The sequence below is a fragment of the Acidovorax sp. 93 genome, from assembly GCF_003633835.1.
Lineage (GTDB): Bacteria > Pseudomonadota > Gammaproteobacteria > Burkholderiales > Burkholderiaceae_C > Acidovorax > Acidovorax facilis.
On record NZ_RBIT01000001.1, the window covers coordinates 3,076,184 to 3,100,979 of the forward strand.

At 65.9% G+C, this 24,796-nt stretch carries 25 protein-coding genes; 4 read left to right on the forward strand and 21 right to left on the reverse strand.

Annotated features, from left to right (window positions below):
• Positions 1 to 77: 77 nt before the first annotated feature.
• Positions 78 to 1,283, reverse strand: a complete 1,206-nt coding sequence (locus tag C8C93_RS13980) for an alpha-hydroxy acid oxidase (protein ID WP_121507305.1) — start codon at positions 1,281 to 1,283, stop codon at positions 78 to 80.
• Positions 1,284 to 1,394: 111 nt separating this feature from the next.
• Between C8C93_RS13980 and C8C93_RS13985 the strand changes: the two genes are divergently transcribed.
• Complete coding sequence (locus tag C8C93_RS13985) at positions 1,395 to 2,321, forward strand: LysR family transcriptional regulator (RefSeq protein ID WP_121507306.1); 927 nt, start codon at positions 1,395 to 1,397, stop codon at positions 2,319 to 2,321.
• 292 nt (positions 2,322 to 2,613) lie between these two features.
• On the opposite strand, the gene mnmH is transcribed toward C8C93_RS13985, so the two are convergent.
• The 4 genes from mnmH to C8C93_RS14005 all read right to left on the reverse strand — a co-directional run bounded on the left by mnmH (position 2,614) and on the right by C8C93_RS14005 (position 7,280).
• Entirely contained in the window at positions 2,614 to 3,726 is a 1,113-nt protein-coding gene (mnmH, locus tag C8C93_RS13990) for a tRNA 2-selenouridine(34) synthase MnmH (protein WP_121507307.1), read from the reverse strand.
• Positions 3,727 to 3,728: 2 nt separating this feature from the next.
• Entirely contained in the window at positions 3,729 to 4,799 is a 1,071-nt protein-coding gene (gene selD / locus C8C93_RS13995; RefSeq protein ID WP_121508800.1) for a selenide, water dikinase SelD, read from the reverse strand.
• Between the two features lie 142 nt (positions 4,800 to 4,941).
• A complete protein-coding gene (serS, locus tag C8C93_RS14000) occupies positions 4,942 to 6,306 on the reverse strand; it encodes a serine--tRNA ligase (RefSeq protein WP_121507308.1) in 1,365 nt (454 codons plus the stop codon).
• Between the two features lie 32 nt (positions 6,307 to 6,338).
• Positions 6,339 to 7,280, reverse strand: coding sequence for a threonine/serine dehydratase (locus C8C93_RS14005; RefSeq protein ID WP_055402251.1), 942 nt, complete (start codon positions 7,278 to 7,280; stop codon positions 6,339 to 6,341).
• A 168-nt stretch (positions 7,281 to 7,448) separates the two neighbouring features.
• Between C8C93_RS14005 and C8C93_RS14010 the strand changes: the two genes are divergently transcribed.
• Entirely contained in the window at positions 7,449 to 8,177 is a 729-nt protein-coding gene (locus C8C93_RS14010) for an HPP family protein (protein ID WP_121507309.1), read from the forward strand.
• 134 nt (positions 8,178 to 8,311) lie between these two features.
• Here C8C93_RS14010 and ispH read toward each other — a convergent pair whose 3' ends face one another.
• Positions 8,312 to 9,307: a 4-hydroxy-3-methylbut-2-enyl diphosphate reductase gene (gene ispH, locus C8C93_RS14015; RefSeq protein WP_121507310.1), complete on the reverse strand. Its 996-nt coding sequence runs from the start codon at positions 9,305 to 9,307 to the stop codon at positions 8,312 to 8,314.
• The gene (locus tag C8C93_RS14020) at positions 9,307 to 9,771 is read right to left on the reverse strand and encodes a peptidylprolyl isomerase (protein WP_121507311.1); all 465 of its coding nucleotides are present in this window, start codon (positions 9,769 to 9,771) and stop codon (positions 9,307 to 9,309) included. Before C8C93_RS14020 ends, ispH begins: the two co-directional genes overlap by 1 nt.
• A 90-nt stretch (positions 9,772 to 9,861) precedes the next feature.
• Here C8C93_RS14020 and radC point away from each other — a divergent pair, with 90 nt between their 5' ends.
• Both radC and C8C93_RS14030 read left to right on the forward strand, forming a co-directional pair.
• Positions 9,862 to 10,575, forward strand: a complete 714-nt coding sequence (radC, locus tag C8C93_RS14025) for a DNA repair protein RadC (protein WP_121507312.1) — start codon at positions 9,862 to 9,864, stop codon at positions 10,573 to 10,575.
• A gap of 152 nt (positions 10,576 to 10,727) precedes the next feature.
• Positions 10,728 to 11,510 carry a Smr/MutS family protein gene (locus C8C93_RS14030; RefSeq protein ID WP_233559598.1) on the forward strand — a complete coding sequence of 261 codons (783 nt, stop codon included), beginning with the start codon at positions 10,728 to 10,730 and terminating at the stop codon, positions 11,508 to 11,510.
• 105 nt (positions 11,511 to 11,615) lie between these two features.
• Here the strand turns inward: C8C93_RS14030 and C8C93_RS14035 are convergent, their stop codons facing one another.
• The 14 genes from C8C93_RS14035 to fdh3B form a co-directional block, all read right to left on the reverse strand.
• Positions 11,616 to 12,143 carry a midcut-by-XrtH protein gene (locus C8C93_RS14035; protein ID WP_121507313.1) on the reverse strand — a complete coding sequence of 176 codons (528 nt, stop codon included), beginning with the start codon at positions 12,141 to 12,143 and terminating at the stop codon, positions 11,616 to 11,618.
• 122 nt (positions 12,144 to 12,265) lie between these two features.
• Complete coding sequence (locus tag C8C93_RS14040) at positions 12,266 to 14,287, reverse strand: bifunctional 2',3'-cyclic-nucleotide 2'-phosphodiesterase/3'-nucleotidase (RefSeq protein ID WP_199727029.1); 2,022 nt, start codon at positions 14,285 to 14,287, stop codon at positions 12,266 to 12,268.
• A gap of 125 nt (positions 14,288 to 14,412) precedes the next feature.
• The gene (locus C8C93_RS14045) at positions 14,413 to 14,631 is read right to left on the reverse strand and encodes a hypothetical protein (protein WP_121507315.1); all 219 of its coding nucleotides are present in this window, start codon (positions 14,629 to 14,631) and stop codon (positions 14,413 to 14,415) included.
• Positions 14,632 to 14,645: 14 nt separating this feature from the next.
• The gene (locus tag C8C93_RS14050; protein ID WP_370110839.1) at positions 14,646 to 14,900 is read right to left on the reverse strand and encodes a GNAT family N-acetyltransferase; all 255 of its coding nucleotides are present in this window, start codon (positions 14,898 to 14,900) and stop codon (positions 14,646 to 14,648) included.
• Between the two features lie 414 nt (positions 14,901 to 15,314).
• Entirely contained in the window at positions 15,315 to 15,722 is a 408-nt protein-coding gene (locus tag C8C93_RS14065) for a GFA family protein (protein WP_233559400.1), read from the reverse strand.
• A gap of 75 nt (positions 15,723 to 15,797) precedes the next feature.
• Positions 15,798 to 16,280 (reverse strand): RidA family protein, encoded by a 483-nt coding sequence (locus C8C93_RS14070; RefSeq protein ID WP_121507317.1) that lies wholly within the window; start codon positions 16,278 to 16,280, stop codon positions 15,798 to 15,800.
• Between the two features lie 72 nt (positions 16,281 to 16,352).
• Positions 16,353 to 16,784, reverse strand: a complete 432-nt coding sequence (locus C8C93_RS14075) for a group II truncated hemoglobin (RefSeq protein WP_121421023.1) — start codon at positions 16,782 to 16,784, stop codon at positions 16,353 to 16,355.
• 94 nt (positions 16,785 to 16,878) lie between these two features.
• On the reverse strand, positions 16,879 to 19,398 hold the full coding sequence (locus C8C93_RS14080) for an ABC transporter permease (protein WP_121507318.1): 2,520 nt from the start codon (positions 19,396 to 19,398) through the stop codon (positions 16,879 to 16,881).
• Between the two features lie 40 nt (positions 19,399 to 19,438).
• Positions 19,439 to 21,070 carry a C13 family peptidase gene (locus C8C93_RS14085; protein ID WP_121507319.1) on the reverse strand — a complete coding sequence of 544 codons (1,632 nt, stop codon included), beginning with the start codon at positions 21,068 to 21,070 and terminating at the stop codon, positions 19,439 to 19,441.
• A 109-nt stretch (positions 21,071 to 21,179) separates the two neighbouring features.
• Complete coding sequence (locus C8C93_RS14090; RefSeq protein WP_121507320.1) at positions 21,180 to 22,169, reverse strand: formate dehydrogenase accessory sulfurtransferase FdhD; 990 nt, start codon at positions 22,167 to 22,169, stop codon at positions 21,180 to 21,182.
• Between the two features lie 143 nt (positions 22,170 to 22,312).
• Positions 22,313 to 22,699: a hypothetical protein gene (locus C8C93_RS14095; protein ID WP_121508802.1), complete on the reverse strand. Its 387-nt coding sequence runs from the start codon at positions 22,697 to 22,699 to the stop codon at positions 22,313 to 22,315.
• Between the two features lie 11 nt (positions 22,700 to 22,710).
• Positions 22,711 to 23,928 (reverse strand): formate dehydrogenase subunit gamma, encoded by a 1,218-nt coding sequence (locus C8C93_RS14100; RefSeq protein WP_121507321.1) that lies wholly within the window; start codon positions 23,926 to 23,928, stop codon positions 22,711 to 22,713.
• 8 nt (positions 23,929 to 23,936) lie between these two features.
• Complete coding sequence (locus tag C8C93_RS14105; RefSeq protein WP_055402825.1) at positions 23,937 to 24,179, reverse strand: hypothetical protein; 243 nt, start codon at positions 24,177 to 24,179, stop codon at positions 23,937 to 23,939.
• Positions 24,179 to 24,796: a formate dehydrogenase FDH3 subunit beta gene (gene fdh3B, locus C8C93_RS14110; protein ID WP_055402827.1), complete on the reverse strand. Its 618-nt coding sequence runs from the start codon at positions 24,794 to 24,796 to the stop codon at positions 24,179 to 24,181. Before fdh3B ends, C8C93_RS14105 begins: the two co-directional genes overlap by 1 nt.

Here is a 24,796-nt window from a genome sequence, read left to right on the forward strand (position 1 = left end):
GATAGCGCAGGGCTTTTTCTTTGGCGCATCGTGAACGGACAAGGGCGACACCACCGCCGTCCCTTGCAATCCATCCCTCAGCTTCTCTGGCGCGCGATGTGCTGGGGCCCCAGTTCGCTGCAACCCGTGGCGCCGAGCATGGCGAGGTTGCGATCGACCTCGTCGCGCAGCAGGGTGATTGCGTGGAGCACCCCCGCTTCACCGGCAACGGCGGCGGCATAGTTGAAGGGTCGGCCCACCAGAACCAGGCGCGCACCCAGCGCGATGGCCTTGAGCACGTCGGAGCCGCGCCGAAAGCCCCCATCCACCAGCACCGGGTAGCTCGGGCCCACGGCCGCGACCACGTCTTCCAGCACGTGCATGGGCGATATGGCCCCGTCGAGCTGGCGCCCCCCGTGGTTGGACAGCACCACGCCATCGGCCCCGGCATGCTGCGCCTGCAACGCGTCCTCCACGCTGAGCAGGCCCTTCACGACCAAGGGCCCCTTCCAGCGGCGGCGAATGGCATCAATGTGGCGCCAGCTCAAATGGTCGCGCGCCGAGAAGTCGCGCAGGACCGTGGAAGAAACAATGGGCGCACCGCGCGTGGCGAACGAATTTTCAAAGTGCGGCATGCCGTGGCGCAGCAGCGTGCGCAAAAAGGTTCCCGCCACCCAACGCGGCCGAACGAGGCCATCCCATGCCAGACGCAGGCTGGGGCGCAAGGGTGTGGAGAAACCCGTGCGGATGTTGTTCTCGCGGTTGGCGGAGATGGGGATATCCACCGTGACGACGAGGGTGCGAAAACCCGCACGCTCCACGCGGTCGATGAGCGCATCAATGCGTGCCTGATCGCCAGGTAGGTAGGCCTGGAACCAGGTGCCCGGGCTGTCGCGGGCCACGTCTTCCATCGGAATCAGCGACGTACCGCTCATCACAGACGCAATGCCCATGCGCCGTGCAGCACTCGCCAGCACAAGATCGCCCCGGTAGGTGGACAGCGCATTGATGCCCATGGGCGCTATCCCGAAAGGGCTGCTGTAGCGTTCGCCAAAGAGCTCGACGGATTGCGACCGTTGCGATACATCGCGCAGGACCCGCGTCACGAAGGCAAAGTCTCCAAACGCTGCGCGGTTGTCGCGCAGCGAGGCGTTGTCCTCCGCCGCACCGGCGATGTACCCGAAGATGGGCCGGGGCAGACGCCTGCGCGCGGCGTCCTCAAAGTCGTGCAGCGACAGCATGCGGCGCAATACAGCAGGCGAGCGCGGCGCGGTGGTAGACGGCCTAGCAGTAGAGACGGGCATGGCAGATGGTCATTGCGTTGAGGGATCAGCGCAACTGTAGATTTCCGCATCAGTGAATAAAAGCGGAATATTTAGAATGACTTTGTTCGCTTTTTGCCAATCTCTCTGCACATGCCCCATCCCTCGGTCAAACAACTTGAAGCCTTCTGGTGGGCGGCCACCTGCGCCAATTTCGCCACGGCAGCGGAGCGGGTGCACCTGTCGGTCTCGTCGCTGTCCAAACGCATCAGCGAACTGGAGTCCACGCTGGGCCAGTCGCTGTTCGACCGCAGCGGGCACCGTGCCGTGCTCACCGAAGCGGGGGAGCGTCTGCTGCCGGCCGCACTGGAAGTACTCAATGCCATGGCGGCGCTGGGCCATACGCTAGGCTCCCGCGAGGAGCTTGCGGGCCGCTGCCGTTTTGGCGTGGGCGACCTCTCTGCGCTCACGTGGCTGCCCACCTTTGTGGCGGCAGTGCGGCGAACGCACCTACGCCTGGCTCTGGAACCTTGCGTGGATGTGGGCGGGGTGCTGGAGCGCCGCCTGGACGACGGCGAACTGGACTTCGCCGTGATCGCAGGACGCTCGTCGCGCAGCACACTGCTATCGCAGCCCGTGGGCGCCGCGCGCTTCGCCTGGGCCCTGTCACCCAGCCTGGCGGGCGCCAGCCGCCTGGGCATCAAAGCGTTGCTGCAGCAGCATCCCCTCGTCACGCTGCCGCCAGGCGCTGGCACCACGCGGCTGCTGGACGACTGGTTGCTGGCGCAAGGTGTCACCGTCCGCGAGCACATCCTGTGCAACAGCCTGGGGGCCGTGGCGGGCATGCTGCGCGCAGGAGTGGGTGTGGGGTTTCTGCCCTCGGGGTGGGTGGGCCCGCTGGGTTTGCGCACCCCGGGCGCACGCACGCCACTAGCGCCGCTGCAATACAGCTTCCAGTGGCGCCGGGGTGATGCGCGGGCACTGATCCCCGCCATGCAACGCCTGGCGCAGGCAGAGGTGGACTTTTCGGTGTCGCCTGCGCTAGGGATGTCCTGCATAACCCTCGCGAGTCGGTGGTAGTGCGGATCGGGTGGGGCCGCAAGGCGTCTTTTGGCAGCCAATAGCCGGGCTATTGGCAAGAAAAGCAACGCAGCGGACTGCCCGAGACCGCGCTATCACAGACCGCAGGGAGTTATGCAGGACATCCCTAGGGATCCTCTGCACGAATTGAACGGCAAGTTGGCGCTGCGGAGCGGGATAGGCTGCAAGGCGCAAAAAGCAGCAATGGCCGTAGCTATTGCGAGCATTGGCAACGCCGCAGACCGCCCGAGGCCGCAGATGCACACGGCGCGGTGATTCGTGCAGAGGGTCCCTACGACTGGCAGCTTGAGAGCCGGGCGCGTTCCCGCAAATACGCCAGGACTTCACCGTAGGCCCCTTGAAACTCAATGCGGTCTGCCCGGCTCTCGCGCTGGTAGGCGTACATGGGGTCGTAGTAACACCGCAGCAGCGCCGTGATCCAGTCGCGGTGCTGCGCAGCATCGCCCTGCGCCTTCTGCTGGGCCAGGGCGCGGAGCATCGTCGCCCGCAGCATCTGGTGACGATCTCCCCCCAGGCGCTTGTGCAGTTTGTCCAGGCTTTCCAGCAGGCGGGCAGAGAAGGCGTCAAACCCCTGCACCTCGCCCTGCGCAGCACAAAACTCGGCGCACTGCGCGACCACGTAGTCCCGCAGGATGCGCTCAACCCTGGCTTCAAAGGGCTCCTCGACATACACCATCGGGGCCTGCTCCAGGCACAGCCTCAGCTCCAGCGGCACAGCGCAGCGCCCCACATGCCGGCCCTCGTCCTCGACGACGAACAGCCGCTGCCCTGCCGCACGCTTCTTGAGGATGTCGATGGCCAGCTGGTTCTCGAAATCAATCTGCGCGGGCTGGCCGCTCACACGCTGGCCAAAGCTGGAGCCCCGGTGGTTCGCGTGCCGCTCCAGGTCAAGTCCGCTGGCCAGCTGTTCAATCAACTCGGTCTTGCCGGTGCCCGTGAGCCCGCCAAGTACCACAAACCGGCATTCCTGGGCAGCAGCCTGCGTGGTCTGCAGCAGGAAGGTGCGCATGGCCTTGTAGCCACCGATCACACGGGGGTAGTCGATGCCCGCTTCGGTCTGCAGCCACTGCTGGACGATCTGGGAGCGCAAGCCGCCGCGAAAACAATAGAGCACGCCCTGCGGATGGGCCCGTGCAAACTCGGCCCAGGCCTGGATGCGCGCCCGCTTGATGTCGCCGGACACCAGCGTGTGCCCCAGCGCAATGGCCGCCTGCTGGCCCCGCTGCTTGTAGCAGGTGCCCACCTGCTGGCGCTCGGCATCGTCCATCAAGGGTAGGTTGACCACTGCAGGGAAAGCCCCCTGGGCAAACTCCACGGGTGCACGCACATCCATCATGGGCACATCGTTCAGAAAGATGTGCCGGTAGTCGGCCAGGTTCTCCATGGTCAACCCAAAACGACAGCGAAGGCCTGTCGCGCGGTCAAGTGGCCGATGGGCGCGAGCTCCAAGCCACACCCGGCTGCCACTTGCAGAAAATCGCTCTCGCCTTCGGGTGCCACGGCAACCAACAAGCCGCCGCTGGTCTGTGGGTCGCACAACAGTTGCTTCTGCGTGTCGTCCAGCGGCGCAATCCTGGCGCCATAGCTGTCGAAGTTGCGCTGGGTGCCGCCGGGCACGCAGCCTTCGGCCAGGTAGTACTCCACGCCGCTCAGGCGCGGTACGGCGGCATAGTCAAGGACCGCCGTCAGGCCACTGCCCTCGGCCATCTCGACCAGGTGGCCCAGCAAGCCAAAGCCCGTGACATCGGTCATGGCCATGACGCCCGGCAACTTGCCAAAACGGCTGCCGGGCTGGTTGAGGGTGCACATCAGGTCGCGCGCGCGGCCTACGTCCTCGCGCCGCAGCTTGGCCTTTTTCTCTGCGGTGGTGAGGATGCCGATCCCCAGCGGCTTGGTCAGGTACAGGCGGCAGCCCGCCGTGGCGGTGTCGTTGCGCTTGAGGTGGCGTTTTTCCACCACGCCCGTCACGGCCAGCCCGAAGATGGGCTCCGGCGCATCTATCGAATGCCCGCCGGCCAGCGGAATGCCTGCAGCGTCGCACACCGCGCGTCCGCCGCGTACCACCTCGCGTGCCACCTCGGGCGGCAGCACATTCACCGGCCAACCCAGGATGGCAATGGCCATCAGGGGGTCTGCACCCATGGCATAGATGTCACTGATGGCGTTGGTGGCTGCAATGCGCCCGAAGTCGAACGGGTCGTCCACGATGGGCATGAAAAAGTCGGTGGTGGACACCACACCGCGTTCGTCGTCCAGCGCGTACACGGCAGCGTCGTCCCGCGACGCATTGCCCACCCACAGGCGCGGGTCCAGGTTCTGGGCGCCGCTGCCCGCCAGGATCACGTCGAGCACCTTGGGGCTGATCTTGCATCCACAGCCTGCACCGTGGCTGTATTGGGTGAGACGGATGGGGGTGCTGGGGGAGGCGATGCCAGGAGGGGTGTCGGGAGAAGTCATGGCTGCATTGTCCCGAATCGGCGGGCTACTGCCATTGCGGGGCCGCAAAAACACCAGGGCCTGCCCACGCATTTGATTTGCGTGGGCAGGCCCTGCGGGGTGCGCCCGGCCAAAGCCGATCCGGGGCGCAACACGTGGCCGGTCAGGCCGCGGGTGTCAGCTCCGACACTCCGCCCATGTAGGGGCGGAGAACGGCCGGAACCTCGACGGTTCCGTCCGCACGCTGATAGTTTTCCAGTACAGCCACCAGCGTGCGGCCCACGGCCAGGCCGGAGCCATTCAGCGTGTGCAGCAGTTCGTTCTTGCCTTGTGCATTCTTGAAACGGGCCTGCAGGCGGCGGGCCTGGAAGGCTTCGCAGTTGCTCACCGAGCTGATCTCACGGTAGGTGTTCTGCGCGGGCAGCCACACTTCCAGGTCGTAGGTCTTGGCGGCGCCAAAGCCCATGTCGCCGGTGCACAGGCTCATCACGCGGTAGGGCAGGCCCAGCTTCTGCAGGACGGTCTCTGCGTGGCGGGTCATTTCTTCCAGCGCTTCGTAGCTCTTGTCGGGGTGCACGATCTGCACCATTTCGACCTTGTCGAACTGGTGCTGGCGGATCAAGCCCCGAATGTCACGCCCACCACTCCCGGCTTCGGAGCGGAAGCATGGCGTGTGGGCCGTGAGCTTGATGGGCAGGTCGGCCTCTGGCGTGACCACGTCGCGCACAAAGTTGGTCAGGGGCACTTCACTGGTGGGGATGAGGTACAGCGCGGTGTTGTCGGGCACGGGCTCGCCGTCCTGGCCGCCCTTTTTGGCTGCAAACAGGTCTCCTTCAAACTTGGGCAACTGGCCGGTGCCCTTGAGCGAGTCGGCATTCACGGCGTAGGGCACGTAGCACTCGATGTAGCCGTGCTCTTGCGTCTGCACGTCCAGCATGAACTGGGCGAGGGCGCGGTGCAGGCGGGCAATCGGCCCCTTCATGACCGTAAAGCGTGAACCCGACAGCTTGGTGCCCATTTCAAAATCGAGGCCCAGCGGGATGCCCACATCAACGTGGTCCTTGATCTCGAAAGCGAACGTAGGAGGCGTGCCCCAGCGGCGCACTTCGACGTTGCCGGATTCGTCGGCACCCACGGGCACGGATTCGTGTGGCAGGTTGGGCACGGCCACCAGCATGGCCAGCAACTCGGCCTGGATTTGGTCGAGCCGAATCTTGGAGGAATCAAACTCTTGATTGATTGCAGCGACTTCTAACTTGAGTGTCTCGGCCTGCTGCTTATTGAACTCAGCCTGATCGAACTCCTCAGTCGCAACTAGACGCGCAATTTGCCCCATCAGCACCCCAATTTGTTTTGATCGCTGATTGCGCTGGGCCTGCAGCTCTTCGGCGCGGGTCTGGAGCGTCTTGCGCTCGGACTCCAGGGCCTGGAAAGCGGAGACGTCCAGGAAGGCCTGGGGCTTTTTGCGGGTTTCCAGCCGCGCGATGGCGGTGTCGAGGTCTTTGCGGAGGAGAAGAATGTCAAGCATGGCTGGATTTTAAAGGGGTGGTCGGCCTGGGCTCAGGCAAGGATTGCCGGGTCGAAGTTGGCGCCGCAGAGAATGAGGGCCACCGTTTCCTGCGGCTGGGGCTTGTAGGCACCGATCTGCAGCGCCGCCAAACCCAGCGCGGCAGCGGGCTCCACGGCCAGTTTCAACTCTTTCCACAGCCACAGCTGGGCGGCGCGGATGGCGTCGTCGGGCAGCAGCAGGGCATCGTGCACATGGCGCTGGCTGACCTCCCAGCCAATGGCGCCGATGCGGCGCGCGCCGAGGGAATCAGCGGCCACGCCACCCACGTCCACATCCACCGGCTGGCCTGCGGCGCGCGCAGCGTGCAGGGTGGGCGCAAGTTCTGGCTCCAACGCGACAACATGGGCGCGGCTCTCCACCCACGCGGCCACACCGCCGATGAGGCCACCGCCGCCCACACTGACCAGCACCGTGTCGGGCAGACGGCCACCCTGCTCTTCCATCTCCAGTGCCAAGGTGCCTGCACCAGCCACCACCTCGGGCTGGTCGTAGGCGTGGGCCTGCAGCGCGCCGGTGGCCTTCTGGCGGGCCACGCAGGCCTCGAAGGCTTGTGAATAGGCAGCGCCGGTGACGACCACCTCGGCGCCCAGCGCGCGCAGCCGGGCGCGCTTGGCCTCGGGCGACACCTCGGGCACAAACACCTCGCAGCGCACACCCAGCGCCTTGGCGGCAGCAGCCACGGCAATTCCGGCGTTGCCGCCAGATGCAATGATCACGCCACTCTCGGGCACCGGGTTGGCCAGCAGGCGGTACAACATGCCGCGCGCCTTGAAGCTGCCGCCCACCTGCAGGTGCTCCAGCTTGAGCCAGACCTCGGCGCAATCCACGCCCAGGGACTTGCCAGAAACGCGCATCAGCGGCGTGGTGCGCAAAAAATCAGGCTGGGTGGCCAGTTGGTGGCGGGCGGCGGCGATGGCGGCGCGGTCGATCATGCAGGGGCTCCGGTGAAGCTGGTGGGGTCAGAAGAACGGGCAGTGTAGGGGTTGCCCGCAACATGCAGACACAACGCTGACTGCACGCGCGCCGCACAACTGCCGATAACATGGGCAGAGCAGCCCCCACCCCAACGCGGTGGTCGGCTTGCGCGCAGGAGAAAAAGCATGTTCTTTGTGTTCGGCCCGTCGGGCCAGATGTACCGAGGTGGCCCTGAAAACCTGGCGCGTATTTCTGCGGTGCGCAGCGTGCAGCGCCCGCAGGCCCTGCGCACGCGGGCCATGGACGCGCAAGATGGTCAGCCGGGGCCCATCTTCACGGCCTCGCCCCGCCCCACTGCGGCCGATGCCAGCGCTGCCGCACCTGCCGCCATCGTCAACCTGCGCATGCACGACGCCGTGAGCGCCTATGCGCAAACCGAACAAGGCCCCCAGGCCACCGCCCGCCAGCCGCTGACCAAGGTGAGCGACGTGATGACCACCGGTGGCGTGAGTGTGGCGCCCGGTGTGCGCGTGAACGATGCCTGGCAGACCCTGGCCGAGAACAAGGTCGCACAGGCGCCGGTGGTGGATGCGCTGGGCCGCGTGATTGGCCTGCTGCTGCGGGCCGACATGGCGCCGCTGGACCTGCTGCCCGAGCCCGGTGCCGTCAAGCAGGCCATCGACCTGGCGCGCCGCCCGGTATCCGAAGTGATGGTGAGCCCCGTGCCCACCGTGTCGCCCGACACCGAGCTGCGCCGCGTGGCCGCCGTGTTGCTGGACACGGGCCTGCCCGGCCTGCCGGTGACCGACGAGGCGGGCGTGCTGTCGGGTTTTATCTCCCGCACCGACATCCTGCGCGCGGTGGCGGCGGACCCACCGCTGGATTTGTGGAGCGGGCCTGCGATGGCGCTGTAGCGCAACCCATCCTGCACGGTGACAAAATAGGATTCAAATCAGGCCCTAGCGCTTATCTATCAAGCGCTAGCAGCTATCAATTAAGAAGCAAAAACCAACAAACACCTTCCCATGAGGCGCCCGCTGCCCCCAGATCAATGCCCCGCAGGCCCGGTCTCTGGTGTGCGTTCGGTGATGCTCAAGCCGGTGGTCGCGTCGATTTTGAGCCCCTTGGGCAGCGGGAACTTGATGGTTTCCTCGATGCCCGCCATGGTGCGTACCGACACAGCACCCAGCGCCTTGATGCGGTCGATGACCTGCTGCACCAGAATTTCCGGCGCCGAGGCTCCGGCGGTCAGCCCCACGCGGGCGAGGCCATCAAACCATTCGCCCTTCAGCTCGTCGGCGCTGTCCACCATGTAGGCGGTGGTGCCCAGCTTGGCCGCCAGCTCGCGCAGGCGGTTGCTGTTGGAGCTGGTGGGGCTGCCCACCACGATCACCACGTCCACCTGCGGGCTCAGCACCTTCACGGCGTCCTGCCGGTTCTGGGTGGCGTAGCAGATGTCCTGCTGCTTGGGCTCACGCACGCTGGGGAAACGCGCACGCACGGCGGCCGAGATTTCGGCGGCATCGTCCACGCTCAGTGTGGTCTGCGTGACCACGGCCAGCTTCTCGGTCTGCCGCGGCTGCACCCGGGCCACGTCTTCCACGTCTTCCACCAGGTGGATGCCATGGTCGAGCTGGCCCATGGTGCCCTCGACCTCGGGGTGGCCCTTGTGGCCGATCATGATGAACTCGTAGCCCTCTTTGGCGAGCTTGGCCACTTCGACGTGCACCTTGGTCACCAGCGGGCAGGTGGCGTCAAAAATGCTGAAGCCACGCTCCACGGCCTCTTGCTGCACGGCCTTGCTCACGCCGTGGGCGCTGAAGACCAGCGTGGCGCCGGGCGGCACGTCCGACAGCTCTTCGATGAAGATCGCGCCCTTGGCCTTGAGGTCGTTGACCACATAGGTGTTGTGCACGATTTCGTGGCGCACGTAGATGGGGGCGCCAAACTTCTGGATGGCGCGCTCCACGATCTCGATGGCGCGGTCCACCCCTGCGCAAAACCCGCGCGGCTCGGCCAGCAGGATCTCTTGCGGCGCCTGCATCACAGGATCCCGATCAGCTGCACTTCAAAGGTCACCGGCTGGCCCGCCAGAGGGTGATTGAAGTCGAACAGCACGGCGCCGTCGTCACGCACCTGCATCACGGCCCCCGCGTAGCTGCCCTGGCCGTCGGGCGTGGGGAACTGCACCACATCGCCCACGTTGTATTTCTCGTCGGGGTCGCCCAGCTCGTTCATCAGCTTGCGCGCCACCCACTGCTGCATGTCGGGGTTGCGCTCGCCAAAGGCCTCGCCCGCAGGCAGCTCGAACGTGGTGCGCGTGCCCTCGGCCAGGCCCAGCAGGCGCTGCTCCATGGCGGGCGACAACTCGCCCGTGCCCAGCGACAGGGTGGCGGGTTTGTCGGCAAAGGTGTTGATCACATCGCCTGCAGGGCCCGCCAGACGGTAATGCAAGGTGAGGAAAGAGCCCGGCTGGACGGTGGGAACGGAGGCATCGATAGAGGTCATGAAAGTCCCGATAAACTGGCCTGCATTGTAGAAAACCGGGCAAAGCCCTACGCCCGTCACTCCCTGACAGGCGTCAAAGACCCTCGCGCCATGCCCCTCAAAGACCTGCCCGCCGACGCCCAGCCCCGCGAAAAGCTGCTGGCGCGAGGCCCCGCCGCCCTGGCCGATGCCGAGCTGTTGGCCATCCTGCTGCGCACGGGCATCGTGGGCAAGGGCGTGCTGCAGATGGCGCAGGAGCTGCTGGACCCGCCCGGCATCGACCCGGACACCGGCGCCATCACCGGCGGCTTTGGCGGCATTGCCGGGCTGCTGCACACCAGCGCGGCCGACCTGGAACGCATCAAGGGCCTGGGCCCCGCCAAACGCGCCGAGCTGGTGGCCGTGCTGGAGCTGGCCCGCCGCGCCCTGGCCCAGCAGCTGCGCGAGCGCGAGGTGTTCGACTCCCCCGACACCGTCAAGCACTACCTGCAGCTGCACCTGGCGGCCAAGGGGCACGAGGTGTTTGCGGTGCTGTTCCTCGATGCACAAAACCGCCTGCTGGCGCTGGAGGAGCTGTTTCGCGGCACGCTCACGCAGACCAGCGTGTACCCGCGCGAGGTGGTGCTGCGCGCCCTGCACCACCAGGCGGCCGCCGTGGTGCTGGCCCACAACCACCCCAGCGGCAGCGTGGAGCCCAGCCGCGCCGACGAGGCGCTGACTCAGACCCTGAAGACCACGCTGGCACTGGTGGACGTGCGCGTGCTCGACCATGTGATCGTGGCGCCCGGCCAGGCGCTGTCGATGGCCGAAAAGGGCCTGGTGTGACTGCGCCTGCGCCCGCACCGGCCCACCCGACGACGGCATTACACGCCGCACTGGCACGCGCTACGCGCGGCCCCGAAGGCCCTATGGGCGCCGCCCAGCCTGCCCCTGCCCCCACCACCACCGCCGTGCCCCGGTCCGCCCGGCGCGCAGGTTTGGCCGACAAGAAGGCTGCGGCCAAGGCGGCGATGCGGCCTGTCCGTCATGCCCCCGCGCCACCCTCCATCGGCGACAACCCGGCACCGCCCCGACGCCGTGCACCACCTACCCCTCGCCGGGCAGGCGAACGCATCACCCAGCTGCAGGACCTGGCCACCGTGGCCCGCCGCCTGCGCGAGGACCAGGAGCGCCGCGAGGCCGAGGAGAAAGCCCAGCGCGAAGTCGCCGCCCGGGCCGAGGCCGAGCGCCACCTCTTCAGCCGCAGCGTGGGCCCCGTCACGCCGCTGCGCAACCCCAACGTGGCGCGGTTGCGCAAGCACCAGCCCCCGCCGCTGCCCGTGCAGCACTGGCTGGACGAAGAGCGCGTGCTGCGCGAATCCATCAGCGACGACTTTGACGTGACCACGCTGCTGGACACGGACGACCAGTTGAGCTTCCGCCGCCCCGGCATCGGCGTGGAGGTGACGAGCCGCCTGCGCGCGGGCCATTGGAGCATCCAGCGCCAGCTGGACCTGCACGGCCTGCGCGTGGACGAGGCGCGCGAGGCGCTGGGCGACTTCATCCGCCACGCCCACAAGACCGGCCTGCGCTGCGTGCGCGTGGTGCACGGCAAGGGCCTGGGCTCACCGGGAAAGAGCCCGGTCCTCAAAGGCCGGGTGCACAGTTGGCTGGTGCAGAAGAACGAAGTCCTGGCCTTTGTGCAAGCCCGGGGGGATGAAGGTGGAGCAGGTGCGTTGGTGGTCCTGCTACGCTCGGCGCAGAAGATGCTGCGGAAATAGGGCCTAGCGCTTGACAGAAAAGCACTGGGCGCTATCTATTTCAGAGCAATCACTACGGCATCACCCGCACGATACGCTTCCAGAATTTGGCCGTGAAGCTTCCCGTCAAACCGGACCACCCTGCACTCTGACGTAGCAGAAGGGGATGGCGCTGTGGGCAGGGATCCGCATACCTACCTGGCACTGGGGCAAGGTATTTGGCGTCACGACGGTGTAACCGGGGGTTGCCTGGATGCTCAGGATCAACACATCTTCATCCCCGGAGTTGTAGACCACCTCATCAATATTGGCGGGGAAGTTGTACGAAGACCCGATGTAGTTGGCCGCATCAATGCTGCCATTCGAGTAGGCATTGCGTACGCCAAAGACACTGCCCAGCACCAGGGTCACCCCCACGGCTGCCGCCAGCAGCGAGTAGAACCTGCCGCTCTGCCCCTGGCGCCGGAAGGCATTCCAAGCCAGCAATCCCAGGGCACCCACCAAAGCCAGCATCCCCAAGTCAGACAACGTGGGGATCGAGGAACTCAGTCCAAAGCTGATGACTCCGCCGGAAGCCGGCTGCGCCAGCGCTGCCAAAGAGGAAAACAGCCCCAGGCCAGCACAGGCCCAGCGGCGGATAGCGGTTCGGTTCATAGTGACTCCAAAAAGAGAATGGCGGGCAATGAGCCCCCAATAGAGGAGCCTGCTCCACCCATGGCGGTCACTCTAACACGTAACACTTTGTCTCCAAGAGCGGTATTTGTGTCCGTCCAGACTTACTTCGAGAGGTCGATCGCGTACTTCGACGTGCCCTTGCCCGATCCATCATCGGCCGCCAGCAGCGACACATTGGCCAGCCCGCCCGCCTGTGCCACGCTCAGCGCATTGGCGCCCGAGCTGAACACCACCGGGCTCGCCACCGTGGCCTTGGCAAAGCGCCAGCTCTTGGCCGCGCCGTTGCCCGTGCGGGTCACGGCCGGGTTCTTGCGGATGTAGTCGATCACCACGTCGCGGTTGGCGTCGGGCGAGGCCCAGATGGTGCCCGAGCCATCGAGCTTGTCGATAAAGCTCTTGCCGCTGGTGGCGCGGTAGTTGTTGGTGGCGATCACGAACTCCTGCGCCACGTCGATGGGCTTGCCCAGGTACGTCAGGTTCTTGATGCGGCTGCCCACGGGCTGGGTCACGTCGATCTCATACTGCATGTCGGCGGAGGTGAACATGTCAAAGTTGTACCCAGGGAACGTGCTGATGAGCTGCTGCTCGGTGGTCTTGGCAGGGTCGATCTGGTTGAAGCGCTTGGCGGCGGCCTCCAGCCAGTTCTTGATGTCGCCACCGTTGACCTTCACCGCGTACACCGTGTTGGGGTACAGGTAGAGGTCGGCTGCGTTGTTGATGGCCAGCGGGCCCACGGCCACGTCGGTGTAGTCGGCGCCGCCCTGGAAGCCGCTCTTGAACGGCGCACTCACCGACAGCACGGGCAGCTGCGCATACTGCGGCAGGTTGGCCTTGACATAGGCCGCCACATAGGCCTGCTGGGCCTGGTTCACGATCTGAATCGCGCCCGGGTCTCCCACATCGGCAAACAGCGTGCTCATGCGGAAGTCGGTCTGGCCGATGGGCGTCTTCACGTACTGGATCGCGGCCTGGTGCTGCGTCTCGATCAGCGGGGCGATGGCAGGGTCGGCATCCACGGTCACCGTCGTGCCCGCAGCGTTCTTGCTCTGGATGTTGCGCAACTCGCTCTTGCTGGCGGATTTGTTGACCACCCACTTGGTGCCATCCCACTGCAGCGCGAGCTGCACCACACCCAAGGCCTTGCCCCAGGAGCTGGCCATCACCGCCGGCACGCCGTTGATGGTGCCCGCCTTGTGGTCCACCCCCGGCAGCTTGAAGCCGGGGATGGCCGCCGTGTCGGGGAACACGCCGTGCTGGTGGCCCATCACCATCGCATCGATGCCAGCCACCTTCGACAGGTACAGGCCGGGGTTCTCCATGGTGGGCGAATACGCCGCGCCGTCCAGCCCGCCGTGCAGAAGAGCCACCACGAGGTCAGCGCCCTTGGCGCGCAGTTCGGGCACGTACTTGTTGGCCGCCTCCACCGCGCCTTCGGTAGTGACCTTGCCTTCGAGGTAGCGCTTGTCCCAGTTCATGATGCCCGGCGTGGTGAAGCCGATCACACCGATCTTGATGGGCAGCTTCACGTCCTTGCCATCCGCGCTCTTGGCCACCAGGGTGCGCTCCAGCAGCGTGTAGGGCTGCACCAGCGGCTTCTTGGTCTTGTTGCTGACCACGTTGGCCAGCACCACCGGGAAGCCCGCGCCAGCGCACTTCTTGGAGCCATCCATGCCGTCCACATCCAGGCCGCCGCCCAGCACCTGGTTCAGAAAGGGCAAGCCGTAGTTGAACTCGTGGTTGCCGAGGGTGCCCGCGTCAAAGCCCAGGGAGCCCATGGCCTTGTACATCGACAGCTGCTGCGTGCAGGGGATGGGGTTGATGGTGGCTTCGTAGTCGGCCAGCGCCGTGCCCTGGATGGTGTCGCCGTTGTCCACCAGCAGCGTATTGGCAAACTCCTTGCGCGCGGCGCGCACCAGCGTGGCCGTGCGCTCAAAGCCATAGCTCTTGTCCTCGGCCAGCTTGAAGTAGTCGTAGCTGCGCACGTTGAAGTGCAGGTCGGTGGTCTCCAGCACGGCCAGCGTGGCCGTGGCGCCCGCATTGTTATTGCTGTCGTCGCTGCCACCGCAAGCAGCCAGCGAAGCCGCCAGTGCCACCATGCCTAGCGCGGCAACGCGGCGCAACATGTGCGAAGAAAGAAGCGAATGGATTGGAGTGCGCGCAGACATGAACAGTCCCTGGGTGAAAGAAGGGACCGAGTGTCTGGCAGGGGTTTGACAGCGGTGTGACGCGGCACCCCGTCGTCAGGATGTCAGTCGATGCGGTGCACGTCGCCGTTGTGCGGCGAAGCACTTTCGTGGAACAGGTCTTCGAGGAACTGCGCCAGTTCATGTTCTTCGACAAAGTCGGGGATCACAAAGCCTGAGGGTGTGCGTTTACCATCAGCGCCCACGCGGTAGGCCTGCCACAGCGCACCTTCGCGCCGCACCTCGACGATGCGGCCAAAAACATGGAAACGCGGGTGGTTCATGGGATTCAAGCGTGTCAGGTGGAGCGTGTGCGCTCCATTGCAATCGCCGACGGAGCAAAACCCATTCTCGCAAAAAATTCGGATGCACCTGGACGGCCAACGCGCAACACCCAGGTGGCTGCGGGCGCCTTGGCCAATGCTTGTTGCACCAACGCGCGCCCCAGCCCCCGGCCCCGAAACGCAGGGGCCACGACCAGCATGGACAGATAGCCATTGCGAAGAGCCTGTTTACGATCTCGCAGGGGATCGCGTTGGAGCGCAATCGGGATGAGTGGACGCTTCGGATGCGCCGCATGGGCTCATGCCCATGCAAGCAGCCGGGGCGTCCAATCGCCCGATTTCGCTTCAACCCTTCGGGCAGTGGTTTTTGCGGGTGGTCTGCGGCGTTGCAGCGCTTGTGGATAGCCGGGCTATCCACTGCGCACCGCGCCTTGCATTCCATCCCGCCAAGACCGCTGCGCGACCCCTGGGAGATCGTAAACAGGCTCTTGGCCCGTCAGTAATGGCGCGCGCATAGCCCACCACCTCGTCCCCGTGCAGCGCCACCAGGTTGCACTGCGACGCAGCCACCAGCGCCTCGAACTTCGACAGGGTGCCTAGCCGGTGCGACCAGCCGTGCGCAACCAGCAAGGCATACACCTGCGGAAGGTCCTGATCAACAAGGTCTCTGACCGCCATGGCCCCTACCCCTGCGGCTCTTGCGGATAGCCATCCCCGATCACCACCCAGGGGGCTTTGGAGTCCACGTAGATGTGTTTTTGGGGCGGCGTGTCGTAGGGCGTGTCCAGCGTGCCCAGCGGCACGGCCACCCAGTCGGCGTGGGCGCCCTCGCTGTGCCACAGCAGGGGCGAGCCACACACCGAGCAGAACGTGCGTGTGACCTGGGCCGAAGACTGGTAGGTGCGCACCAGCGCCTGGCCCTGGACGAAGCGGTGGTGCTCGCGACGCACGTTGCCATAGCTGGCGAACGCTGCGCCATGGGCCTTGCGGCACATCGAGCAGTGGCAATGCGAGGCGGCCTGCAAAGGTGCGGTGGTCTCGTAGCGCACGCCGCCGCACAAGCAGCTTCCACGGTGAACAGGTTCCGTCATGGTCATCGGGCTCTCCTACGGTTTCTGCCAGGGTACGTGCGCAGCGCCTGGTCCCTGGCGTCTGGTGCTGGGTGGTCAGAGGGCCGAGGGTGCCACGGTGGCGATCAGGTCCACCTCGACCGTCGCGTTCTTGGGCAGTTGCAGCACGCCCACCGACGTGCGCGTATGTGCCCCGGCGTCGCCCAGCACGGTGAACAAGACTTCGGAAGCGCCGTCCGCCACCTCACTTTGCTGCGTGAATGTCGGCGCCGACTGCACATACACGGTGATGCGCAGGATAGCCTGCAGCGCATCGAGCGAGCCCAGCGCGCGCTGCAGCAGGGCCAGCGCGCGCATCACACACACCTTGGCCGCCGTCTGCGCCTGGTCCAGCGTCGCATCTGCGCCGGCCGCACCTGTGACCACCACGGTGTCGCCCACGCGCGGGATCTGGCCGCTCAGGTAGATGTGGTGCCCATCGCGGACCAGGGGCACGTAGTTGCCGCCGATCTTGATCTCGCCATCAAAGCTGTAGCCCAGGGTCTGGGCCTGTTCCTGAAAACGGGCATCGCGGGACATAAAAAACAGCTCCTTTTCTCAAAAAACAGCGCACAGCACAGCGGATGCACGCCCACCAAACCCCAGCGGTTGTCAAACGCCCTTGTTGCGCATCCAGTCGGCCGTGCCCATGAAGCTCTCCTTCAAGCGCGCGCGCAGGTCTGCAGGCACGCCGGTCTCGCCCATGGCCTGGTCCATGCAGGCCACCCACTGGTCGCGCTCCTTGATACCGATAGAAAACGGCATGTGGCGCGCGCGCAGCCGGGGGTGGCCGAACTGGTCGGTGTAGTACGAGGGACCGCCAAGCCAGCCGCAGAGGAACATGAACAGCTTTTGCCGCGCCTGACCCAGGTCGCTGCCGTGGGCGGCCCGCAGCTCCGCGTAGCCTGGCTCCAGGTCCATCAGGTCGTAAAAGCGCTCGACCAACGCGCGCACCCGGCTTTCGCCACCGATCCATTCGAAGGGGATGACGGCAGCCACGGCATCGGTGCCTTCGCTACCAGCTTGGGGGGTATCAGAATTCATAGCAAAACAGGCCCTAGCGCTTATCCATAAAGCGCAACAAGCTATCGAAAATATAGCAAATCAACTACAACACAGGCCAAGGCCATGCACCTGCTCACTCTGCCGAGCGCCGCAGCGTATCGACCACCGGGCGCAGCAACACCTCACGCAGGCCCCACCAGCCCGCAGCCAGCGCCAGCACGGCCCCAGCCACGGCGCCCGCCAGGGGCACCCAGGGGGCAGCCGTCCAGGTGAAGTCGAACACAAAGCGCGCCAACGCCCAGCCCACGCCCACCGCCACGGCGCTGGCCAGAAAGCCCGCGAGCAGGCCCACGCCCATCAGCTCGGCGCGCTGCACCTGCCGCAGCAGGCTGGCGCGGGCGCCCACGGCGCGCATGATGGCGTATTCGCGAGCACGCTCTTCGCGCGTGGCCGTGACGGCGGCGAACAGCACCACCAGCCCAGCAGCCAGGGTGAAGGCGAACAGGAATTCGACCGCGCGGATCACCTGCTCCAGCACGCGCTGCACCTGGGCAATGGTGGCGCCCATGTCCACGTTGGTGATGTTGGGAAACTGGCGCACCAGACCGTTGTCAAAGCCGTTGGTCTCGGGCGCACGGTAGGCCGCCAGGTAGGTCACGGGCACGTCCTTGACGGTGGCCACGGGGTACATCACGAAGAAGTTGGCCCGCATCGAGCCCCAGTCCACCTTGCGCAGGCTGGTGATGCGTGCCTCGTTCTGCACGCCGCCCATGTCGAACAGCAGGCGGTCGCCCATCTTCAGGCCCAGGGTTTCGGCAATGCCTTCCTCGACGCTGATCGCGCCCTCTTCGCCCGGCGTCCAGGCACCGGCAACCACCTGGTTGTGGGGCGGTGCCTCCACGGCGTTCGATAGGTTGAACTCACGGTCCACCAGGCGCTTGGCGCGGTCGTCGGTGTAGTCGGCCGGGCCCACGGGCTTGCCGTTCACGGCCAGCAGGCGGCCCCGGATCATGGAGTACCAGTCGTACTTGGCCACGCCACCGTCCTTGAGCGTCTGCTGGAAGGCGTCGGCCTGGTCGGGCATCACGTTGATCACAAAACGGTTGGGCGCATCGGGCGGGGTCGCCTTGCGCCAGCTGTCCACCAGGTCGGTGCGCAGCAGCACCAGCAGCACCAGCGCCAGCAGCCCCACGGCCAGGCTGCTCACCTGCACCACGGCATAGGCCGGTCGCGCAGAAATCTGCCGTGTGGCCAGTACCAGCCAGCGGGGCGCGGTGGCCTCGTTCACACTTTTACGCAGCAGCTTCACCGCCACCCACGACAGCCCGGCAAAGAGGGCCACCGCCCCGGCAAAGCCACCCACGGCAATCAGGCCCAGCGTGATGTCGCTGCTGACCGTGAGCAGCAAGGCGGCAAAGCCTGCCACCCCAATGCCCAGCACCGCCAGCGAGGCAGGCTTGAGCCCACCCACATCGCGCCGGATCACCCGCAGAGGCGGCACCTGGGCCAGTTGCAGCACAGGCGGCAGACCAAAGGCAAACAGCAGCGTGAGCCCCATGCCCAGCCCAAACGCCACGGGCCACAGGCTGGGCGGCGGCAGGGCCGACTCGACCAGGCCCGCCAGCAGCAGCACAAAGGCGTAGTGCACCAGATAGCCCAGCGCCACGCCCAATGAGCTGGCAAACAGGCCCACCAACGCAAATTCGGCCGTGTAGGCGCCCGCGATGGTGCGCTGGCTTTGGCCCAGCACCCGCAGCATGGCCGAGGCATCCAGGTGCTCGGCCGCAAAGCCGCGCGCGGCCAGGGCCACGGCCACGGCCGACAGCAGCGCTGCCAGCAGGGCCACCAGGCTCAGGAATTTCTGCGCGCGGTCCAGCGTCTGGCGCATTTCCGGGCGGCCGCTTTCAAGCGACTCCACGCGCACGCCGTGCACGTCGGGCTTTTTCGATTCGGCAACAGCCCATTCGCTGAACGCCTTGACCGCAGGGGCCGACCCGATGACAGCGAAGCGGTAGGTCAGGCGGCTTGCGGGCTGCACCAGGCCGGTGGCGGGCAGGTCGGCCTCGTTCACCATCACCCGTGGGGCGAAGCTCATGAAACCGGCGCCGCGGTCGGGCTCGATCACGATGATGCGTGCAATGCGCAGCTGCGCATCGCCCAGCAGCAGCATGTCGCCCATGGCCAGGTTCAACGATTCGAGCAGCGGGGCATCCACCCACACCTCGCCGCGCGCCGGGATGTCGCGGGTGGGCTGGTCGAGCGCGCCGGGGGCGTCTGCCACCTTGAGGCTGCCACGCAGCGGGTAGCCCGGGGGCACGCTTTTGAGCGCCACCAGCTTGCTGGCGCCGCCCTGGGCGTCACTGGCGCGGCCCATGGTCGGAAAGCCCAGCGTGGTCACGGTCTGCAGACCCAGGGCCTTGGCCTGCTCGACAAAGGCGGGGGGCGTGGGGTTGTCGCTGGCCACTACGGCATCGCCGCCGAGCAGCTGCAAGGCATCGCGCTGCAGGCCACCTTGCAGGCGGTCGGCAAAAAAACCGACCGACGTGAGGGCTGCCACCGCCAGCGTAACGGCCACGATCAGCAGCCGCAACTCGCCCGCGCGCAGGTCACGGGCCAGCGTGCGCCAGCCCAAGCGTAAAAAAGACAGGTTCATGGCGCTGAACCTTAGCGCAAATGGAACGCTCTGGCGAAGCTCAGGGCTTTGCGCCCGCTGCGGCCACCTGGGCCTCTGCGCTGCCGTCTGCCTCTGCCGTTTGCAGGCGATGCTCCAGCGCACGCAGCACCGGCACAATCTGCGCGCCCACATGGATCTGCGGGTTGGAGAAGCCGTCTTGCTTGCCCGCCTCCACCTCGCGCTGCGCAATCACGGGGACTGCCTTGGCAAAGGCTTCGGTGAACGAATGCGTCTGGCGCAGCTGTTCGTGGAACACCGCCCGGCCAAAGAAGGTCAGCTCGGAGCGCGTGCCGCAGCCATATGACGTGTGCGTGGCATCGGCGGCGGTCATGATGAGGCTGCTGTCGGTGGCCAAGGGCTCGATCCAGCCGCCCGAGAAACAGGCCGACACGGCAATCACGCGGTGGCGGATGCCCGCCTCGTCCAGCATGGCGCGCAGCATTTCGGGCGTGACGGGGGGCACCTCCAGCGGCCAGTGCGAGGCCGCCAGCTCATGGTTGCGCGCACCGTGCGAGGTCATGTAGATCACCAGCACATCGCTGTCACGGTCCATGCGCTGGGCCAGCGCAGCGATGGCACGCTGCAGGTTCTGCGGCGTGGCCCAGGCATGCGTATCGGCGGTTTCTGCGTGGTTGAGCAGGTGAACCACACGGCCCTGGGCGTCAAAGCGCTCTTGCAGCAGCGTGCTGACCATGGTGCTTTCACGCCGGAACACGTTTTCGCTGGCGTAGGGGGCGAACACGAGCCCATAGACATCCACCACGCCATCGCGGCCAGCAGGCAGGGCCTGCACTTGCCGATCCCAGAGCGCCTGCTGGTTTTCAAAGACTGCTTGCGAGAGCACAAGGTGCGCGGGCTCCGGTTGTGCCTGTCCCTCCTCGCCCGACTGGGCAGATGCAGCGGCCAAGGCGTCCAGCTCCCAGGGCTGGTCCTGGAACTGCCACATGCCCACCCCGATCACGGCTGCCATCGCCACCGAAAAGATGGCCGTGCGCAGCCGCGAGCGGATGAAGCGTGCACTCACCACCACCAGCGTGGCCAGCACCCACAGCGTGAGCACGCCATAGGCCACCCAGAAAATATTGCCAGCCACCGCCCCGCCCCACAGGTCTGGCTTGTGCGCCACGGCCCCCATCAAGACATACAGCAGCAACAAAGGCGCCAGCGGAGCCCACGCCGACAACACATACCAGGCCGCCAGCCCGCCCGAAGGCCCCGAAACACCCTCCGAGGGCTCTTGTGCCGCCGCACGCTGGGCCGGGGCCATGGCCCACCAGGCCAGCCACATCAGCACCAGGCTGCTCCACATCGGCGCCAGCCAGCCCCGCAGATTGAACTGCACAGGCCCCGCCACCTGAAACCGCGCAGCCCCCACCAGCAACGCGCCACCCAGCAGCGACAGCACCAGCACCTGCCAGGGTGAAGGCGCTGCAGCAGCAGTGCGCGGCGACAGGAACAACGCGGCCCGCAGGCCTTCACGCATCCAGTCCCACAGGGACAACTTGGCGGGAGCCGGGGCCATGGTGGATGCGGCGCCGGCAGATGGCGCGGGCGGCTGCTCCCCCAAGGGTATTTCGATCTTGGCGGACTCGGGCCCCCACTGGCTGGGCAGGGTATCGGCCCAGGCGCTCTTGGCGTTCAGGTCTTTCATGGGGCGATCATGCCATTGCGGGAGAGGTTTCTTTCAGCCACCAGCCGGTAGTTCGGACTGCGATGTTTCCCGAAATCGCGTAACGCCCCCTTCACACAGCCCCGCCTCCTCAGGAGACAGTTCCAGCTCCGCCCCTGGCCACCGGTACGACGGGTATCTGCGCCAGCTCCGGCTGCAGCACCAGCCGATCTGTACCGCTATAGCAGACAAACCGGCGATTGGTGGCGCGCCCGATGGCGCACAGGCCCAGTTGCTGCGCTACGGCGTGTCCCATCTGGGTCATGCCGCTGCGGGACACTACGATGGGGACGCCCATCTGCGCAGATTTGATGACCATTTCGCTGGTGAGTCGGCCCGTGGTGTAGAACACCTTGTCTGCACCGGACATGGGCGCGTGCAGACTCTCCGAAGCGGCATTTTCTGCAGGCGTGCCGCCGGATAGCGTGGAGGAAGCGCCCCCTTGCGGCACCTTGCCATCTGTATTCATCCACATCCACCCTGCAATGGTGTCGATGGCGTTATGGCGCCCCACGTCTTCCACAAAGGTGAGCAGCGCCTCCCCCCGGAACAAGGCGCAACCATGCACGGAGCCTGCGGACTTGTAGGTGGTTTCCTTGAGGCGGATGGCGTTGACGATGCCGTACAACTCGCCCTGTGTCAGGCGTGCCTCGGGCAAGGTGATGCGGTCCACCTCGTCCATGAGCCCGCCAAACACACTGCCTTGGCCGCAGCCGGTGGTGACCACCTTGCTCGCGGTGCGCTCTTCAATGCGGGCGATGCCGTGGCGCGTGCGCACGGCGGCGGCGTGCACCTCCCAATCGACGGTGATGGATTCGATGTCGAACACGGACTCCACCAGCCGCTGGTTACGCAGATAGCCCAGCACCAGCAGTTCCGGCTGCGCGCCCAGGGTCATGAGGGTGACGAGTTCACGCTTGTCGACATAGATGGTGAGCGGTCGCTCGGCGGGGATCTGTACCTGCTCGCGCTCGCCCAGTTCGTTCACGACCTCCACGCTGTGGGTAAGGGGCGCATGCGCCTGCGTCAGGCGCGGCAGCACGGGCGCAGCCGGGGAGGCGGACGGTGATGAAAGAGACATGGTGCGAATATACGCAGTACCTCTCCCCAAGGAGGGGCATGGGGCATCTGAATCGGGGAAAAGCACGTACGGCGACCACCAAAAAAAAGCCGCGCTCCACCAAGTGGGTGCGGCTCTTTTTGACGGCGGGACAGTGGTTGGCGTCAGGATTTGGGCGCTGACGCAGCTGCGGCAGGTGCCAGCGTGCTGGGTGGGCTGCTGGCCGTGCCCGGTGGCGAATGGGCACCCGCCGCTTCAATGGGCTTGGCAGCGGGAGGTGTGTAGGCGAAGGGGCCGGGGTCGGTGCACGCAGCGCCTGCTGCCGTTGCAGGCTTGGCTGTTGGCGTGGTTTTGCGGTAGTGGGCCGCCACACGGTCTTGTGACAGGCACAACTTGTAGTTGTCCACCTTGCCGGCCCAGGCGGCTTTGGCCGCCGCCTCTGCAGCTTTGGCGGCAGACTCCGGTGAAGGCGCAGGCAGCTTGGCCGATGCCAGGGTACAGACGCTGGCCGCGCACAACGCCAGTAGGGAAGATCGAGAAAATTGCATCATGGTGCGGAACCTCATACCTGCGCGGGCTGGCCCGCAGATGGTGTAGCTGCAGCATCGGCTGCGGATGGGTTGGCGCTGCGCTGGCGGGGAATCTTGCCCGCTTGCACGTCGTCGTACCAAAGCTCGTGGTGCTCCTTGGCCCACCCCTCGCTCACGTACCCCGTCCTCATGGCCTTGTAGGCGCCGCGCATGCCCACCGTGCCCATGTAGATGTGGCCGCAGATCAGCGCCATCATCCAGATCGCCAGGGTGGCGTGGATCATGTGGGCGATCTGCATGTCGCCGCGCACGTCACCAAAGCCAGGAATGAGCTTGTCGAGCACCAAGCCGGTGGCCACCACAAAGATGCCGGGGATGGTGATGCCCCACCAGAACAGGCCCTTCTCGCCGGCGTTGAAGCGGTGGGAAGGAACCTGGTGGTCACCCCCCAGCATGCCGCCGCCCTTGGACAGCCACACAAAGTCGGCCCGGTTGGCGATGTTGTCCTTGACGAAGGTAAGGATGATCACCAGCAATGAGACAGCAAACAGCGGTCCCATGAAGTTGTGTACGTTCTTGAGCGCATACGTAAGCCAGCCAAACAGCGTGGCCCCCATGATGGGTAGCAGGAAGAACTTGCCAAACGCCATGACGATGCCAGAGATGGCCAACGCGATGAACGCAAAGGCATTGGACCAGTGCGCAGCACGCTCGAAAGGTGTGAAGCGTTCGATGCGGCGGGCTCCGGTGCCGTCAGGGTGTTCATGCCCCAGCGGACCTTTGACAAAGTAGAAGATGCCCAACGCCAGCAACACGATGGCAAACAAGGCCGCACCGTAAGGAATGATCCAGTGGTTGCGCACCTGGCGCCATGCCTCGCCTGCGTTGGTGAAACGCGAGCCTGGGTACTGCACGAACGGCTGGATCAGGTTGCCCGCCTCGGGCGCCTGGCTTTTCGGCAGGCTGCTATAGCCCGTCACGCCCTGCCCCACCTGGCGCCACATGGGCGCGTTGTTGCCGGGCTGCACCTTGGCGCGTTCGCCATTGGTCTGCTCGGCGTATTTGGGGTCTGCGCTGGCGTCTGGCTTGACCTCGAAAATGTTTTGGCTTTGAATGCCGCTGGTCGCTGCGGGAGCAGCCGGTGCCGTGACCGCAGGCGCGGCGGCATCTGGCGCTGCTGGAGCCTGGGCACCCGCTGGCCCCCAGGCACATCCCGCCGCCAAAGCCAGGGACCACATGATGTGTTTCATGGCGGGCCTCACTTGGACTGGGTGCGGGTGTATTCGTTCTGGCCGTACAGCTGACGCGCCTTCAACTGCGCTTCCCAACCGGCTTTGTCTCCGGCCTTCCAGCCGGGCTGCATGAAATTGCTGCCCGTACCTGCATAGGGAGCTGCATCGCTACGGATGCCCGCGCCGGTCTGCGGCTTCTCGCCACAGGCGGTCAGCGCCACCAGCGCCACAGCGGCGGCCAGGGCCGAATGAACAAGACGCTTCATCATCATGACTTGCCTCCTGCAGGCTGGCCTGCCTGTTGTGACCCATAGGCCGTACCCCAGCCCCACACTTCGGCGCCCTTGCCACGCTGTACCACGCGGTTGCGGAAGATGTCCGCCACCACGTCGCCATCACCGGCCAGGAGGGCTTTGGTGGAGCACATTTCTGCGCACGCGGGGAGCTTGCCTTCAGCCAGGCGGTTGCGGCCGTATTTTTCAAATTCTGCCTGGCTGCCGTGCGTCTCGGGGCCGCCAGCGCAGAACGTGCATTTGTCCATCTTGCCGCGCACACCGAAAGTACCCGATGAGGGGAACTGGGGAGCGCCGAAGGGGCAGGCATAGCTGCAGTAACCGCAGCCAATGCACACATCCTTGTCATGCAGCACCACACCCTCTTCGGTGCGGTAGAAGCAGTTGACCGGGCAGACGGCCATGCAGGGCGCGTCACTGCAGTGCATGCAGGCGACCGAAATGGACTTTTCGCCGGGCACCCCGTCATTGAGCGTCACGACGCGGCGACGGTTCACACCCCAGGGAACCTCGTGCTCGTTCTTGCAGGCCGTCACGCAGCCATTGCATTCGATGCAGCGCTCTGCATCACAGATAAATTTCATTCGTGCCAT

Coding starts and splice junctions, on each gene's coding strand:
- ispH (WP_121507310.1), bottom strand. CDS start 9,307: ATGCAGGCGCCGCAAGAGATCCTGCTGGCCGAGCCGCGCGGGTTTTGC.
- C8C93_RS14035 (WP_121507313.1), bottom strand. CDS start 12,143: ATGAACCGAACCGCTATCCGCCGCTGGGCCTGTGCTGGCCTGGGGCTG.
- C8C93_RS14005 (WP_055402251.1), bottom strand. CDS start 7,280: ATGATCGACCGCGCCGCCATCGCCGCCGCCCGCCACCAACTGGCCACC.
- C8C93_RS14065 (WP_233559400.1), bottom strand. CDS start 15,722: ATGACGGAACCTGTTCACCGTGGAAGCTGCTTGTGCGGCGGCGTGCGC.
- C8C93_RS13980 (WP_121507305.1), bottom strand. CDS start 1,283: ATGCCCGTCTCTACTGCTAGGCCGTCTACCACCGCGCCGCGCTCGCCT.
- serS (WP_121507308.1), bottom strand. CDS start 6,306: ATGCTTGACATTCTTCTCCTCCGCAAAGACCTCGACACCGCCATCGCG.
- C8C93_RS14105 (WP_055402825.1), bottom strand. CDS start 24,179: ATGATGAAGCGTCTTGTTCATTCGGCCCTGGCCGCCGCTGTGGCGCTG.
- C8C93_RS14020 (WP_121507311.1), bottom strand. CDS start 9,771: ATGACCTCTATCGATGCCTCCGTTCCCACCGTCCAGCCGGGCTCTTTC.
- C8C93_RS14080 (WP_121507318.1), bottom strand. CDS start 19,398: ATGAACCTGTCTTTTTTACGCTTGGGCTGGCGCACGCTGGCCCGTGAC.
- C8C93_RS14095 (WP_121508802.1), bottom strand. CDS start 22,699: ATGATGCAATTTTCTCGATCTTCCCTACTGGCGTTGTGCGCGGCCAGC.
- C8C93_RS14100 (WP_121507321.1), bottom strand. CDS start 23,928: ATGAAACACATCATGTGGTCCCTGGCTTTGGCGGCGGGATGTGCCTGG.
- selD (WP_121508800.1), bottom strand. CDS start 4,799: ATGACTTCTCCCGACACCCCTCCTGGCATCGCCTCCCCCAGCACCCCC.
- mnmH (WP_121507307.1), bottom strand. CDS start 3,726: ATGGAGAACCTGGCCGACTACCGGCACATCTTTCTGAACGATGTGCCC.
- fdh3B (WP_055402827.1), bottom strand. CDS start 24,796: ATGGCACGAATGAAATTTATCTGTGATGCAGAGCGCTGCATCGAATGC.
- C8C93_RS14070 (WP_121507317.1), bottom strand. CDS start 16,280: ATGTCCCGCGATGCCCGTTTTCAGGAACAGGCCCAGACCCTGGGCTAC.
- C8C93_RS13985 (WP_121507306.1), top strand. CDS start 1,395: ATGCCCCATCCCTCGGTCAAACAACTTGAAGCCTTCTGGTGGGCGGCC.
- C8C93_RS14045 (WP_121507315.1), bottom strand. CDS start 14,631: ATGAACCACCCGCGTTTCCATGTTTTTGGCCGCATCGTCGAGGTGCGG.
- radC (WP_121507312.1), top strand. CDS start 9,862: ATGCCCCTCAAAGACCTGCCCGCCGACGCCCAGCCCCGCGAAAAGCTG.
- C8C93_RS14010 (WP_121507309.1), top strand. CDS start 7,449: ATGTTCTTTGTGTTCGGCCCGTCGGGCCAGATGTACCGAGGTGGCCCT.
- C8C93_RS14090 (WP_121507320.1), bottom strand. CDS start 22,169: ATGTCTCTTTCATCACCGTCCGCCTCCCCGGCTGCGCCCGTGCTGCCG.
- C8C93_RS14040 (WP_199727029.1), bottom strand. CDS start 14,287: ATGTTGCGCCGCGTTGCCGCGCTAGGCATGGTGGCACTGGCGGCTTCG.
- C8C93_RS14075 (WP_121421023.1), bottom strand. CDS start 16,784: ATGAATTCTGATACCCCCCAAGCTGGTAGCGAAGGCACCGATGCCGTG.
- C8C93_RS14085 (WP_121507319.1), bottom strand. CDS start 21,070: ATGAAAGACCTGAACGCCAAGAGCGCCTGGGCCGATACCCTGCCCAGC.